The 14,137-nt window shown below is 66.5% G+C and carries 16 protein-coding genes; 6 read left to right on the top strand and 10 right to left on the bottom strand.

Translation table 11 applies throughout. The features are described from left to right. Positions 1-40 precede the first annotated feature (40 nt). Entirely contained in the window at positions 41-775 is a 735-nt protein-coding gene (locus EA796_RS19125; RefSeq protein WP_021445801.1) for a phosphoadenylyl-sulfate reductase, read from the top strand. A gap of 50 nt (positions 776-825) precedes the next feature. Here EA796_RS19125 and cysB read toward each other — a convergent pair whose 3' ends face one another. From cysB to EA796_RS19100, 5 genes are all read right to left on the bottom strand, one after another. Next, entirely contained in the window at positions 826-1,800 is a 975-nt protein-coding gene (gene cysB / locus EA796_RS19120) for an HTH-type transcriptional regulator CysB (protein ID WP_021445800.1), read from the bottom strand. Between the two features lie 105 nt (positions 1,801-1,905). After that, on the bottom strand, positions 1,906-2,406 hold the full coding sequence (locus EA796_RS19115; RefSeq protein ID WP_021445799.1) for a universal stress protein: 501 nt from the start codon (positions 2,404-2,406) through the stop codon (positions 1,906-1,908). A gap of 110 nt (positions 2,407-2,516) precedes the next feature. Beyond that, on the bottom strand, positions 2,517-3,422 hold the full coding sequence (locus tag EA796_RS19110; protein ID WP_122109759.1) for a 5'-nucleotidase: 906 nt from the start codon (positions 3,420-3,422) through the stop codon (positions 2,517-2,519). A gap of 3 nt (positions 3,423-3,425) precedes the next feature. Then, positions 3,426-4,382: a putative 2-dehydropantoate 2-reductase gene (locus tag EA796_RS19105; protein WP_122109758.1), complete on the bottom strand. Its 957-nt coding sequence runs from the start codon at positions 4,380-4,382 to the stop codon at positions 3,426-3,428. Beyond that, positions 4,382-4,768: a thioredoxin family protein gene (locus EA796_RS19100; protein ID WP_122109757.1), complete on the bottom strand. Its 387-nt coding sequence runs from the start codon at positions 4,766-4,768 to the stop codon at positions 4,382-4,384. The genes EA796_RS19105 and EA796_RS19100 overlap by 1 nt, the downstream gene beginning before the upstream one ends. Between EA796_RS19100 and EA796_RS19095 the strand changes: the two genes are divergently transcribed. Further along, entirely contained in the window at positions 4,767-5,180 is a 414-nt protein-coding gene (locus EA796_RS19095) for a PilZ domain-containing protein (protein WP_021445795.1), read from the top strand. The genes EA796_RS19100 and EA796_RS19095 overlap by 2 nt on opposite strands. A 163-nt stretch (positions 5,181-5,343) precedes the next feature. Then, on the top strand, positions 5,344-6,420 hold the full coding sequence (locus EA796_RS19090) for a 3-deoxy-7-phosphoheptulonate synthase (RefSeq protein WP_021445794.1): 1,077 nt from the start codon (positions 5,344-5,346) through the stop codon (positions 6,418-6,420). 63 nt (positions 6,421-6,483) lie between these two features. Here the strand turns inward: EA796_RS19090 and EA796_RS19085 are convergent, their stop codons facing one another. Continuing rightward, entirely contained in the window at positions 6,484-6,762 is a 279-nt protein-coding gene (locus EA796_RS19085) for a GNAT family N-acetyltransferase (RefSeq protein ID WP_021445793.1), read from the bottom strand. Between the two features lie 141 nt (positions 6,763-6,903). Further along, entirely contained in the window at positions 6,904-8,277 is a 1,374-nt protein-coding gene (locus tag EA796_RS19080) for a GntP family permease (protein ID WP_122109755.1), read from the bottom strand. A gap of 265 nt (positions 8,278-8,542) precedes the next feature. On the opposite strand from EA796_RS19080, the gene oprI reads away from it, so the two are divergent. Next, complete coding sequence (gene oprI / locus EA796_RS19075) at positions 8,543-8,794, top strand: outer membrane lipoprotei OprI (RefSeq protein WP_003239826.1); 252 nt, start codon at positions 8,543-8,545, stop codon at positions 8,792-8,794. Positions 8,795-8,924: 130 nt separating this feature from the next. Here oprI and EA796_RS19070 read toward each other — a convergent pair whose 3' ends face one another. The 3 genes from EA796_RS19070 to EA796_RS19060 form a co-directional block, all read right to left on the bottom strand. Then, on the bottom strand, positions 8,925-9,881 hold the full coding sequence (locus tag EA796_RS19070; protein ID WP_021445791.1) for a L,D-transpeptidase family protein: 957 nt from the start codon (positions 9,879-9,881) through the stop codon (positions 8,925-8,927). 69 nt (positions 9,882-9,950) lie between these two features. Next, the gene (locus EA796_RS19065) at positions 9,951-10,232 is read right to left on the bottom strand and encodes a hypothetical protein (protein WP_122109754.1); all 282 of its coding nucleotides are present in this window, start codon (positions 10,230-10,232) and stop codon (positions 9,951-9,953) included. A gap of 56 nt (positions 10,233-10,288) precedes the next feature. Then, positions 10,289-10,894: an arylesterase gene (locus EA796_RS19060; protein WP_122109753.1), complete on the bottom strand. Its 606-nt coding sequence runs from the start codon at positions 10,892-10,894 to the stop codon at positions 10,289-10,291. Positions 10,895-10,904: 10 nt separating this feature from the next. Here EA796_RS19060 and EA796_RS19055 point away from each other — a divergent pair, with 10 nt between their 5' ends. Both EA796_RS19055 and EA796_RS19050 read left to right on the top strand, forming a co-directional pair. Beyond that, a complete protein-coding gene (locus EA796_RS19055; RefSeq protein ID WP_122109752.1) occupies positions 10,905-11,588 on the top strand; it encodes an ABC transporter ATP-binding protein in 684 nt (227 codons plus the stop codon). Beyond that, a complete protein-coding gene (locus EA796_RS19050; protein ID WP_122109751.1) occupies positions 11,588-14,092 on the top strand; it encodes an ABC transporter permease in 2,505 nt (834 codons plus the stop codon). The genes EA796_RS19055 and EA796_RS19050 overlap by 1 nt, the downstream gene beginning before the upstream one ends. Positions 14,093-14,137 lie beyond the last annotated feature (45 nt).

Below are 14,137 nucleotides of genomic sequence, written 5' to 3'. Positions count from 1 at the left end.
AGCGCCCAGCGCCACCCCGATCAATAAGGAAGCCCGCCTGATGAGCCACCCCTTCGACGTCGCCGAACTGGCCGCGACCTACGCCAGCAAATCCCCCCAGGACATCCTCAAGCTCGCCTTCGAGCACTTTGGCGACGAGCTCTGGCTGTCCTTCAGTGGCGCCGAGGACGTGGTGCTGGTGGACATGGCCTGGAAGCTGAACAAGAACGTCAAGGTGTTCAGCCTCGACACCGGTCGCCTGCACCCGGAAACCTACCGCTTCATCGAGCAGGTGCGCGAACACTACGGCATCGCCATCGAGGTGCTCAGCCCCGACGCCGCCGCGCTCGAAGCGCTGGTCAAGGCCAAGGGCCTGTTCAGCTTCTACAAGGACGGTCACGAGGAGTGCTGCGGCGTGCGCAAGATCGCCCCGCTCAAGCGCAAGCTGGCCACGGTCAAGGCCTGGGCCACCGGCCAGCGCCGCGACCAGAGCCCCGGCACGCGCAGCCAGGTCGCCGTACTGGAACTGGACCAGGCCTTCTCCACCGCGCAGCACAGCCTGTACAAGTTCAACCCGCTGGCGCAGATGAGCAGCGAAGAGGTCTGGGCCTATATCCGCATGCTGGAGATCCCCTACAACCCGCTGCACGAGCGCGGTTTCATCAGCATCGGCTGCGAGCCCTGCACCCGTCCGGTACTGCCCAACCAGCACGAGCGCGAGGGCCGCTGGTGGTGGGAGGAAGCCACGCAGAAGGAATGCGGCCTGCACGCCGGCAACCTGATCGCCAAACACTGAGCAGAAAAAAGCCCGCGCGACGCGGGCTTTTTCATGGGCGACGCCGGCCTTCAGTAAGTCGGCAACTCGACGCCGTGGAACAGCTCTTCGAGCTCCGACTTGTTGTGGCACTGCACCGCCTTGGCCAGCACCTCGCGGGTCAGGTGCGGGGCGAACTTCTCGATGAAATCGCACATGAAGCCGCGCAGGAAGGTGCCGCGACGGAAGCCGATCTTAGTCACGCTGGCCTCGAACAGGTCGCTGGCATCGAGCACCACCAGGTCCGGGTCGAGCTTGGCGTCCACCGCCATCCGGGCCACGATGCCGACGCCCAGGCCCAGGCGCACATAGGTCTTGATCACGTCGGCGTCGGCGGCGGTGAACACCACCTTGGGCGTCAGGCCGCGATGGCTGAAGGCTTCGTCCAGCTTGGAACGGCCGGTGAAGCCGAACACGTAGGTGACGATGGAATGCTCGGCCAGCGCCTCCAGGGTGAGCTTCGGCAGCTTGGTCAGCGGATGCCCCTGCGGCACCACCACGCAGCGGTTCCAGCGGTAGCAGGGCATCATGATCAGGTCGTTGAACAGCTCCAGGCCTTCGGTGGCGATGGCGAAATCCACCGTGCCATCGGCGGCCATTTCGGCGATCTGCATCGGCGTGCCCTGGTGCATGTGCAGGGCGACGTCCGGGTACTGCTTGATGAAGGCGCTGATCACCGGCGGCAAGGCGTAGCGCGCCTGGGTGTGGGTGGTGGCGATGGACAGGGTGCCCTTCTTCTCGTTGGAGAACTCCTGGGCGATCTGCTTGATGCTCTCGACCTTGCGCAGGATCTCGCCGGCGGTGGTGATGATGCGTTCGCCGGCCGGGGTGACGCGCGTCAGGTGCTTGCCGCTGCGGGCGAAAACCTCCACGCCCAGCTCGTCCTCGAGCAGGCGGATCTGCTTGCTGATCCCCGGCTGCGAGGTGTACAGGCTCTGTGCGGTCGCCGATACGTTGAGGTCGTGGTGCGCGACTTCCCAGATGTAGCGCAGTTGCTGAAGCTTCATATGTTTCCCTCAAAGCTGGTAGGCCGGCCCGTGGCCGCCGACGCCTTATATAACCATATTATTGGTTTAAACCAACAATCTAGACCATTTATTCGGATTCGCCTCCTAGAGTTCGCCATGTCCGCGATGTTGCAGCATCGGCACCAGGTACACCGGCGCCTCCGACAGCTGCACCACCCGCGCCGCCGTGCGCCCCAGCGGTACGGCCAGATCGGCGCCGTGGCTGTGACTGCCTACGACCAGCAGATCCACCCCGAGTTTCTGCGCCTCCGCGAGAATCACCGCCGGCGGGTCGCCCTGCAGCACCCGCACTGCGCGGATCAGCTGCAGGTCCTGCTGGCCCTCGCCCAGCTCGTCGCGAAACCCCTCCAGCACACGCTGCTCGATGCTCGCCATCACCGTGCTCAGGCCGTTGCGACGCAACTCGCCAAGGGTGTCTTCGTCCAGGTAGGTTTGCAGCACGGATTCGGCGAACAGGCCCATGGGCTCCACCGCGTGCACCACGTAGAGATCGGCGTTGAAACTGCGGGTCAACGCCAGGGCATGCTGCAACACATAGGAGGCATAGAGGCCGAGATCGGTGGCGTAGAGTATCGAGCGGATCACGCGGCCTCCTTGACTGCTGGCCCAGGCCCTTGATTGAGCTTAGCAGCGCATCAGGCAAAGCAAGATCGGAGGCGCTATTTAGGACGAATGGCTATATAGCGACGAGCCGCTCAGGGTTGCAGCTCGTTGCTCACCCCATGTGGCACATGCCCGGTCGCCACCACCTGACGGGCCTTCTCGCAATGGCCGGTCTGGTCGTCGAAGAACACGTCGGCGGCGAAGGCTTCGAGCACCGCCGACTTGTCCAGGCCACCGAGGAAGAAGGATTCGTCGAGGCGGATGTTCCACTCGCGCAGGGTGCGGATCACCCGTTCGTGGGCGGGCGCCGAGCGCGCGGTGACCAGCGCGGTGCGGATCGGGCAATCTACCTCGGGGAACTCCTGCTGCAGGCTGTGCAGCGCCGCCAGAAACGGCTTGAACGGCCCGCCCGGCAGCGCCTGCCGCGCCGCCTCGCGCTCGTGGCTCTGGAAGGCGTGCAAACCGCCACTCTGGTAAACCCGTTCGGAGTCATCGGAAAACAGCACCGCATCACCGTCGAAGGCGATGCGCAGCTCGTTGCTGTTCGCCCGCCCGGTACCGCCGGAAAGCAGGGTTGCCGCGCCAAAGCCGGCTTTCAAAGCATTGCGCACGTCATCGGCGTGGGTCGACAGGAACAGGTGGCAGCCGAAGGCCGCCAGGTAGGGATCGGGACTGCGGCCGCCGACGAAAGCCGCGCGGGAGATGCCCAGGCCGTAATGCTGGATCGAGTTGAAGGCGCGCAGGCCGGTGTCGGCGCTGTTGCGCGAGACCAGAATCACCTCGACACGCTGCTCGCTGAGGCGCTGGTTGAGCCCCAGCAGCTTTTCCACCAGGGGAAAGGCATCGCCCGGCATCAACACCTCGTCTTCGTGTTCGATCTGGTAGCGGCGGTAGGCTTCCACCCCGTCGCTCTCGTAGATCTGGTGGCTCTCGCTCAAGTCGAACAAGGCCCGCGAGGAAATCGCCAGCACCAGCTTGTCGCCCAATCCCTTGCCCATGGCCTAGGCCTCCCGACGCGCCTGAATGAAGCTGAGCGCCTGATACAGCGCGCGGACCCTGGGCATGTCGCAACCGACCGCCGCCGCGGCCGCCAGCGGCGCCTCGTAGATGGCATGCAGTTCGGCTGGCCGCCCCTGGGCGAAATCGTGGTACATGCTCGGCAGATAATCGGGCATCCGTTCGGTGGCCGCCAGCAGCTTGTCGGCGTAGTTGTCCGGCATGCCGTGGCCGAGTGCCTGAGCGGCCTGCACCACTTCCAGCATCAGGTCGCGAATCAGCGCGCGGCTGTCGGGGTTGCCCATCAGCTGGCGGGTGTCGGCATCGAGCAGCACCGACAGGCCGTTGTAGGGCACGTTCCACACCAGCTTCTGCCAGCGTGTCTGGGCCAGGTTGGGCATGGCCGCGGAATCCAGCCCGGCGCCGCGGAACATGCCCGCCCCCTCCTCGGCCAGCGCCAGGCGCGCCTCGCCCTCCGCCGCCGGCCCGGAGTGATAGGCCAGGTTGATCGCCCCCAGCGCCTGGTGCTCGATCGCCCCGGGACCGCTGCGGTGCACGCAGATGTAGCAGAGCCCGCCGAGCAAATGCAGGTCGTCCGCCAGCAGCGGACGCAGCTCGTCCTCCACCGCCAGACCGTTCTGCAGCAGCACCACCTTGGCGCCGGGCGCCGCCGCCTGGGCGATCAGCGGCGCCAGCTCGGCGTTGGCGGTGGTCTTGGCACCGACCAGCAGCCAGTCGCAGGGCGGCATGTCACCGGCATTGCGATAGGCCTGCACCGGTGCCAGCTGCAGGGCGCCATGCACCGCGCTGTTGAGCTGCAGGCCGCGCTCGGCCACCGCGGCATATTCGCTGCGCAGGAGGAAATGCACGTCGTAGCCGGCGCGCGCCAGCAGCAGGCCATAAAAGCCGCCGATGGCACCGGTGCCGATGATGCCGATGCGCGGCGCGGGGGATTGAGACATCAGGGAAGCTCCTCAGCCGGGCGACGCAGCGCTTCGCCCATGGCGGCAACAAGATCGGTGGGGGTCAGGCGCGCCTGCAGCGCGCCAAAGAACTGACCGTCGCGGATCAGAAACAGCGCCGGCAGGTGAAACACCTCGTAGCGCGTCACCAGACCGGCGTTGTGCCCGGCGTCGACCCAGCACAGGGGCGCCACCGGCAGGGGCATGGCCGGCAGCACCCGGCGCGCCCAGCGGCAACTGGCACAGCCCGTGCTTGTGAAGAGTAGTAGCGAGGTGCCGGGCAGATCGAGCAGGCGGCGGTCCGCATCCAGATCGGTCAGTTCCAATTGCGTCGCTATACTGAAATCACTGATATCAGTTTGCCTGCATTCGAGGTCGGTGCTCATGCGTAAGTTTCTGCGTCATCCAAGCGACATGCCGGTGGAACTGGTATTGCGCAGACAGGCCTGCATCCCGCGGCAACGGCTGAACAATATCAGCCTCGGCGGGGTGGCGTGCAACTCGACGCGCGGCTTTCGCCGCGGCACCTCGGTGGAACTGCGCATTCCCCTGTTCGGCGAGCAGGCGCGCTACCCCGGTGTGGTCGCCTGGTGTCGCCGCCAGGCTGAAGACTATCTGGTGGGCATCGCCTTCCTCGACGAGGACACCCTGTTCCGTGCGCGCATGGTCGAGCAGGTGTGCCAGATCCAGCATTACCGCCAGCAACTGGAGCAGGAGACGGGCCAGCCCATGGCCATCGAACACTGCGCCCGCGAATGGATCGCCAAGCACGCCGCGCAATTTCCCTATCTGGCCTGATGCGCCCCCTCTATAGGCCTCATTGAACCTACCGCCCATTGTCGCGAAGCCCCTTACGCGCTAAGGTTCGGCCTCCCCCTGCGCCAACTAGCTGTGCACCGCCACAGGGGATCGCTGGCGGCCGGCACCCGTGACCTGACGACCTGACCCGATGAATAGCACGATGGCTGATTTACCGATCGACGACCTCAACGTCGCCTCCAACGAAACCCTGATCACCCCCGATCAGCTGAAACGCGAGATTCCCCTGACCGATGCCGCGCTGAAGACCGTGGCCCACGGTCGCCAGGTGGTGCGCGACATCCTCGACGGCAAGGATCATCGCCTGTTCGTGGTGGTCGGCCCCTGCTCGATTCATGACATCAAGGCCGCCCACGAATACGCCGAGCGCCTCAAGGTGCTGGCCGCCGAACTGTCCGACAGCCTGTTCCTGGTCATGCGCGTGTACTTCGAGAAGCCGCGCACCACGGTCGGCTGGAAAGGCCTGATCAACGATCCCTACCTGGATGACTCGTTCAAGATTCAGGATGGCCTGCACATCGGTCGCCAGCTGCTGCGCGACCTGGCCGAGATGGGCCTGCCCACCGCCACCGAGGCGCTCGACCCGATTTCCCCGCAGTACCTGCAGGACCTGATCAGCTGGTCGGCCATCGGCGCGCGCACCACCGAATCCCAGACCCACCGCGAAATGGCCTCGGGCCTGTCGTCTGCGGTTGGCTTCAAGAACGGCACCGACGGCGGCCTGACCGTGGCGATCAACGCCCTGCAGTCGGTGTCCAGCCCGCACCGCTTCCTCGGCATCAACCAGGAAGGCGGCGTATCCATCGTCACCACCAAGGGCAACGCCTACGGCCATGTGGTGCTGCGCGGCGGCAACGGCAAGCCCAACTACGATTCGGTCAGCGTTGCCATTTGTGAGCAGGAACTGACCAAAGCCGGCATCCGCCCGAACATCATGGTCGACTGCAGCCACGCCAATTCCAACAAGGACCCGGCGCTGCAACCGCTGGTGATGGAAAACGTCGCCAATCAGATTCTCGAAGGCAATAACTCGATCGTCGGCCTGATGGTCGAGAGCCACCTGGGCTGGGGCAACCAGTCGATCCCCAAGGATCTCTGCGACCTCAAGTACGGCGTGTCCATCACCGATGCCTGCATCGACTGGGACACCACCGAGAAGAGCCTGCGCAGCATGCACGCCAAGCTCAAGGACGTGCTGCCCAAGCGTCAACGCGGCTGATTCGGCAGCAGCGCAAACGAAAACGCCGGGCGATGCCCGGCGTTTTCATATCCGCGTTCAGCCTCAGCCGGCCTGGTGGCGCGACCGACGCTCCATATAACGCTCGACGTAGGAACAGGACGGAATCACCGTGTAGCCCTTGCCCTCGGCGTAGCGCAGGGCGTGCTCGGTCAGCGCCGCGGCGATGCCGCGACCGCGCAGGGCGTTGGGGACGAAGGTGCGATAGATGTCCAGGGTCTGCTTACCAAGGTCCATATAGGCCAGGTAGGCACGATCACCGTCAACGGACGTCACGAACTGGTGACCCGCCTGATCGTGGTGAATGGACAACCCCTCGCTCATCTTCACTCCTCTAGCCGCGAGCCTGTCGCGGCACATCCGTATTTCATACCTACGCTTTACCGAAAGCGCAAATCCCCGCGCCTCGTCTCGGCGGCGCGAGCTGACAGCTTATCAGGCCAAAGACCGCCCAGTCATGCGCAATCACAGGCTCAAGACCGCGATGCACAGCAGCACGGCCAGCACCGGGATCAGCACGGTGATGACGAAGATATCCTTGTAGGCCTGTTTGTGGGTCAGGCCCATGATCATCAGCATGGCGATCACCGCCCCACAGTGCGGCAGCGAATCCAGGCCACCGGCGGCGATATTAGCGATGCGGTGCAGCACCTCAGGCTCCACGCCCATTTCCAGATAACGCGGCGCCAGGGTCTGCATGAAGATCTGTAGGCCGCCGGAGGAGGAGCCGACGATGCCGGACACCACGCTGACCGAGGCGAATACCGAGAGCAGCGGCGGCAGGTCCAACGCCAGTATCCATTGCGCGAACTGGGCGAAACCCGCGGTCTGCGTCACCACGCCGCCGAAGCCGATCACCGCCGCGGTATTGAGCAGCGGCATGATCGCGTCGTCGGCGCCCTGCCCCAGCACACCCAGGGTGTTGCGACGCAAGGTCGGAAACATCAGCACCGCCACTCCGGTGGCCAGCACCAGCGCCAGGCTCGGCCAGAGAATCGGTTGCGCCTGACTGAACGCCAGCAGCCCGCCCAGGGCGCCCTCGCCGGGTGCGACCGCGCCGGACAAGGCGAGCAGACGTGGCAGCAGGATGATGCCCAGCACCACGACGATCGGCACCAGCGCCATGCCCCAGTGCGGCCCGGTTCCCGGCGTGCCGGCCAGTTGCTCCATGCGCGCATCCTGGGCGTTGGCCTCGAAGCCCTCGCCCCGCTCGCGCGCCAGGCGCCACTCGCGCTGCAGATAGGCCATGCCCAGGCCGATCATCAGCAGGCTGGCGAACACGCCGATCCAGGCCCCGGCGAACAGATCGGTGCCCAGGGCACTGGCGGCGATCACGTTATGGATCGACGGCGACCCCGGCAAGGCAGTCATGGTGAAGGTGCCCGCGCCCAGGGCCGTCGCCGCGCAGAACAGGCGCTTGGGCAGGTTGGCCTCGCGCATCAGGGTGATGCCCAGCGGGTACATGGTGAAGATCACCACGAACACCACCACGCCACCGTAGGTCAGCACCGCGCAGACCAGCATGGCCACCCACAGGGTGCGCTGGGTGCCGAGGCCGCGAGTGATCGCCTGGGCGATGCTGCCGGCGGCCTGGCTGGCGGCCATGACCTTACCGAAGATGGCGCCGCAGAGAAACAGCACGAAGAACTTGCCGGCGAAGGTGAATGCGCCCAGCGGGCCGAACGGAAAGTGCTCGAGCAAAGCCTTGGGCACGGCCACGCCGTTGCTCAAGGCCACCAGCATGGCGCAGACCAGCGCCGCAATGAAAATGTTCACCCCACGCAGCGCCATGTAGATAAGCAACGCCAAGCCCAGCAACAAACCCAAGTTACCCAACATCTTCGTCCCCGCCCTTATTGTTGTAGTCCTTGCGCGACAGTTATAACAGCTTGGCCGCGAGCACGTCCTAACAGCATCAGAGTTGGCTATTTTTTATCCAAAGAGCATAGCCACTGACCTGAAAACGACTCACCCAGTAAAAAAACACGCAACTCTTGCTCGCCCTCCGTTTACTTACTAAAAGTAATAGGTAGTATGTAGGCCGGCTAATTTCCCGCAGTTGGGGAATTGCTTTTATGGAAAACTCCACCTCAAGGGGAACACGATGAACAACGTTCTGAAATTCTCTGCTCTGGCTCTGGCCGCAGTTCTGGCTACCGGTTGCAGCAGCATGTCCAAAGAAACCGAAGCTCGTCTGACTGCTACCGAAGACGCAGCTGCCCGCGCTCAAGCCCGTGCCGACGAAGCCTACCGCAAGGCCGATGAAGCTCTGGCTGCCGCTCAGAAGGCTCAGCAGACCGCTGACGAAGCCAACGAGCGCGCTCTGCGCATGCTGGAAAAAGCCAGCCGCAAGTAATAGGCGACCGGCTTTTAGAAAGCCGACCCAGGCAACTGGGTCGGCTTTTTTATTGGCCGCTGCACGCACACTACCAGCAATAAAAAGCCCGCCGGCACAAGTGCGGGCGGGCTGTTCGGCACGGATCGCGTTAGAACGGGTTAGCGCTGCTCGCCACCACGTTGTCGCCCTGGGCGGCGATCGGCACCGGCAGGCCGTCTTCCGAAGCCACCACTTCGCGGACCATCTCCCAGTCCAGGCGCAGGCCGCTGAGTTCCTCGCGCTTGAGCAGGGTATTGATCACCGCCGTGTGCTTGTCGACGACCGAGGGCGCGCCTTCGTCGTCCAGCGGCGCATGGGCCTCCAGATAGACCTTGCCGCCACTCACACCGAACTTGTAAGGCTCGTTGAGGATGCGCACCGGCGTCCCCACCGGCGCCATGTCCGCCAGCTCCAGTACGTTGTGGTTGAGCATGCGGAAGCAGCCATGGCTGACGCGCATGCCGATGCCGAACTTCTTGTTCGAGCCGTGGATCAGGTAGCCGGGGAACGACAGCCCCATCTTATATGGCCCCAGCGGGTTATCCGGCCCCGGCGGCACCACGGTGGGCAGAATATCGCCTTCGGCGGCATGCTCCTCGCGGATCGACTTGGGCGGATACCAGGCCGGGTTCGGCGTCTTCGCGGTGATGCGTCCGGTGCCCAGCGGCGAGCCCCAGCCCTCGCGGCCAATGCCGAGGGGGAAGGTATGCACCACGTTCTGGCCTTTCGGGTAGTAGTACAGGCGGTACTCGGCCAGGTTGATCACTATGCCTTCACGCGGGCCCGGCGGCAGGACGTAGCGCGTCGGCAGGACGATCTCGGTGCCCTCGCCCGGCAGCCAGGGGTCGACCCCGGGGTTGGCCGCGACCATCTCCAGGTAGCCCAGGTCGTGGGTGGTTCCCAGATCGGCGAAGGTATCCTCGTACTTGGCCTTGATCACCTGCACCTGACCGACCACGTCTTCGCCGGGCGGCGGCAGGGGAAGTTCGAGCGCCTGCACCGCGGCGCTGGTGCACAGCGCCATGAGGGTCAGGCAACGGTTGACCGCAGAGAATCGCGACAACATCCGGGAATCCTTGATGGGTTGACTAGAAGTGCAGCGATTGTACACCGCCGTTCAAGCCCAGGGCAGCCGTCAGCCATCCGCCCAGTTCGAGTACAGCCCCTGGCGCTGGGCCTCGAACGTGGCCAGGCAGGCCGGACACAGGCGCCGGTCGCGCAGCACGGGTTTGTCCAGTGCCCGCCAGCGCGGCTGCGCCGGCAGCAAACCGCCGCACAGGGTACGGTCGGCATGGCCGCCCAGGCGCAACTGGCGGGCGACCAGGTGCAGGCGCACCTCGCGGCAGGCGAACAGATCCAGCTGCTCGTCCGGCTCGATCAGTTGATAGGCATACAGGGACCAGGCGAGACGCGGCATCTGGGGCTCCATGGCGGGCCGGCCACATTAGCCGAAAGGCTTGGGGCGGAAAAGTCTCAGAGCAGCGGTTTCAGCGCCGGCCAGACGTTATCGAGCAGCAGCGGCTGCGCCGCCGCGGTGGGGTGGATGCCGTCGGCCTGCATCATCGCCGGCACGCCGCCAACGCCTTCGAGGAAGAACGGCACCAGCGGCACCTGCTTGCCCTGCGCCAGGTCGGCGAACACCTGGGCGAAGGCCTGGGTGTAGCGGGCACCGTAGTTGGGCGGCAAGCGCATGCCGAGCAGCAGCACGCGTGCCCCGGCGACCTGGGACTGTTCGATCATCGATGCAAGATTCTGTTGCAATTGCGCAGGCGGCTGGCCGCGCAGGCCATCGTTGCCGCCCAGCTCGATGATCACAAGCGTGGGCTGGTGCTCGGCAAGCAGCGCAGACAGCCGTGCGGCGCCGCCTGCGCTGGTATCGCCGCTGATCGAAGCGTTGACCACCCTGTGGTCGAAACCCTCCTCCTGCAGGCGTTTTTCCAGCAGCGCGACCCAGCCCTGGCGGCTATCCAGGCCAAAAGCCGCGCTGATACTATCGCCGACCACAAGCAGGGTGCCTGCAACCGCCCCCTGGGCCCAGAACAGCAGGGCCAAGGCACCACTCAGCCACCATGCACGCATTGGAATCTCCATGACTTCGAGCATTCTCGCTGCGCGGAACCTTAGCAAAGTGGTCGAGAGCGCGGAAGGCGAGCTGACCATCCTCCACGACCTCGACCTGAACCTGGCCAAAGGCGACAGCCTGGCCATAGTCGGCAGCTCCGGCTCGGGCAAATCCACCCTGCTCGGCCTGCTCGCCGGGCTCGACCTGCCCAGCGGCGGCACCGTGCTGCTGGCCGGCAAGGACCTCGGCGAACTCGACGAAGACCAGCGCGCACGGCTGCGCGCCGAGCATGTCGGCTTCGTCTTCCAGTCCTTCCAGTTGCTCGACAGCCTCAACGCGCTGGAGAACGTCATGCTGCCGCTGGAGCTCGAAGGCCATGGCGACGCCCGCCAGCGTGCCCGCGCCCTGCTCGAGCGGGTCGGCCTGGGCCAGCGCCTGTCGCACTACCCACGCCAGCTGTCCGGCGGCGAGCAGCAGCGGGTGGCCATCGCCCGCGCCTTCGCCGCCGAGCCGGACGTGCTGTTCGCCGACGAGCCTACCGGCAACCTCGACAGCCACACCGGCGAGCGCATCAGCGACCTGTTGTTCGAGCTCAACCAGGAGCGCGGTACCACCCTGGTGCTGGTCACCCACGACGAACGCCTGGCCCATCGTTGCCAACGCCTGATCCGTCTGGAGGCCGGCCACCTGATCGACCGCGTGGAACCCTGATGAACCGCGTACCGCTTACTCGCCTGCTGGCACTGGCCACCCGCCAGTTGCTGCGCGACGCCCGCGCCGGCGAGCTGCGCGTGCTGTTCTTCGCCCTGCTGGTGGCAGTGGCCGCCAGCAGCGCCATCGGCTACTTCAGCGCGCGGCTGAACGATGCCATGCTGCTGCGCGCCAGCGAATTTCTCGCCGCCGACCTGCGCCTGAGCGGCAGCACACAGGCCAAACCCGAACAGATCGAGGCCGGCACCCGCCTGGGCCTGGATCACGCGCAGATAGTCGAATTTTCCAGCGTGGTCGCCGCCGGCGACGGCATTCAGCTGGCCAGCGTCAAGGCCGCCAGCGATGCCTACCCGCTGCGTGGCGAACTGAAAAGCGCCGCCGCCCCCTATCGGCCGGAAGAGCCCGGCGCGGGTCCGGCGCCCGGCGAAGCCTGGGCCGAGACGCGCCTGCTGGCCGCCCTGGGCCTGCAGATCGGCGACGAGCTCGAGATCGGCGCCAAGCGCCTGCGCCTGACCCGCGTGCTGACCTACGATCCGGACGGCGCCGGCGACTTCTACAGCCTGACCCCGCGGGTGCTGATGCACCTCGATGACCTGGCCGCCACCGAGGTGGTGCAACCGGGTAGCCGCGTACGCTTTCGCGAACTGTGGCGCGGCGACGCCGAGGTGCTGGCTGCCTACCGCCAGGCGGTACAAACCAGCCTCGAACCCAACCAGCGCCTGGAGGATGCTCGCGATGGCAATCGCCAGGTCGGCAGTGCGCTGGGCCGTGCCGAGCGCTACCTGAACCTGGCCAGCCTGGCCGCCGTGCTGCTCGCCGGGGTGGCCGTGGCACTGTCGGCGGCGCGCTTCGCCGCCCGCCGTTTCGACGCCAGCGCGCTGCTGCGTTGCCTGGGCCTGTCGCGCCGTGAAGCGCTGACGCTGTTTGCCCTGCAGCTGGCGCTGCTCGGCCTGCTCGCCTGCCTGCTGGGCGCCCTGCTCGGCTGGCTCGGCCAGCACGTCTTGTTTCACCTGTTGCGCGGGCTGATCCCCGCCGACCTGCCGCCGGCCGGCGTCTGGCCGGCCCTGGCCGGCATGGCCACCGGCCTGGTGTCGCTGGCCGGCTTCGCCCTGCCGCCGCTGGCCGCGCTCGGCCGTGTGCCGCCGCTGCGGGTGTTGCGCCGCGACCTGCTGCCGGTGCCGGCCAGCTCCTGGCTGGTGTACGGCGCGGCGCTGCTGGCGCTCGGTCTGATCATGTGGCGCCTGAGCCTGGATCTGCGCCTGACCCTGGCGCTGCTCGGCGGCGGCCTGCTCGCCGCCCTGCTGCTCGGCGGCCTGCTGCTGCTCGGCCTGCAGAGCCTGCGTCGTCTGCTGCAACGCGCCGCCCTGCCCTGGCGCCTGGGCCTCGGCCAACTGCTGCGTCACCCGCTGGCCGCCGCCGGCCAGTCGCTGGCCTTCGGCCTGATCCTGCTGGCCATGGCGCTGATCGCCCTGCTGCGCGGCGAACTGCTCGACACCTGGCAGGACCAGTTGCCGGAAGACGCACCCAACCACTTCGCCCTCAACGTGCTGCCGGCCGAGCGCGACGCCTTCGCCGCGCGCCTGGCCGAACTCTCGCCGCATCCGGCGCCGCTCTACCCGGTGGTGCCGGGCCGCCTGGTGACGATCAACGACGAGCCGGTGCGTCAGCTGGTGAGCAAGGAGAGCCGCGGCGAACGGGCGATCCAGCGCGACCTCAGCCTGACCTGGGCCGAACAGTTGCCCGCGGACAACCAGATCACCAGCGGCCGCTGGTGGGGCGCGGCGCATGCCAGCGAACTGCCGGGGGTGTCGGTGGAAGCCGAACTGGCCGAGAGCCTGCAACTCGAGCTGGGCGACCGTCTGCGCTTCAACGTCGGCGGCATCGAACGCGAGGCGCAGGTCAGCAGCCTGCGCGAGGTGGACTGGGACAGCTTCCAGCCCAACTTCTACATGATCTTCGAGCCACAGACCCTGCAGGACCTGCCCGCCACCTACCTGACCAGCTTCTACCTGCCGCCGGGTCAGGACGCCGAGCTGGTGACGCTCAGCCGCGCCTTCCCCAGCGTCACCCTGCTGCAGGTCGACGCGCTGCTGGCGCAGCTGCGCAGCATCCTCGCCCAGGTCACCCTGGCCATCGAGTACGTGCTGCTGTTCGTCCTCGCCGCCGGCATCACCGTGCTGCTCGCCGGGCTGCAGGCGACGCTCGACGAACGCATCCGCCAGGGCGCCCTGCTGCGCGCCCTGGGCGCCGAACGCCAGCTGCTGGTCAGCGCCCGGCGCGCCGAATTCGGCCTGCTCGGCGCCGCCGCCGGCCTGCTCGCCGCACTGGGCTGCGAACTGGTGAGCTTCCTGCTGTATCGCTATGCCTTCGACATGAGCTGGCAACCGCACCCCTGGCTGCTGCTGTTGCCGCTGATCGGCGCCCTGCTGGTGGGCACCGCCGGCGTGCTCGGCACCCGCCGCGCGCTCAATGCCAGCCCGCTAAGCGTGCTGCGCGAGGGTTGACTGAGGAAGGCCCCAGAAGGGCTCTGCGCTGCGACCGTCGCCGCT

The sequence above is a fragment of the Pseudomonas sp. AOB-7 genome, from assembly GCF_003696305.1.
Lineage (GTDB): Bacteria > Pseudomonadota > Gammaproteobacteria > Pseudomonadales > Pseudomonadaceae > Aquipseudomonas.
This window is presented reverse-complemented; position numbering and strand designations above follow the sequence as displayed.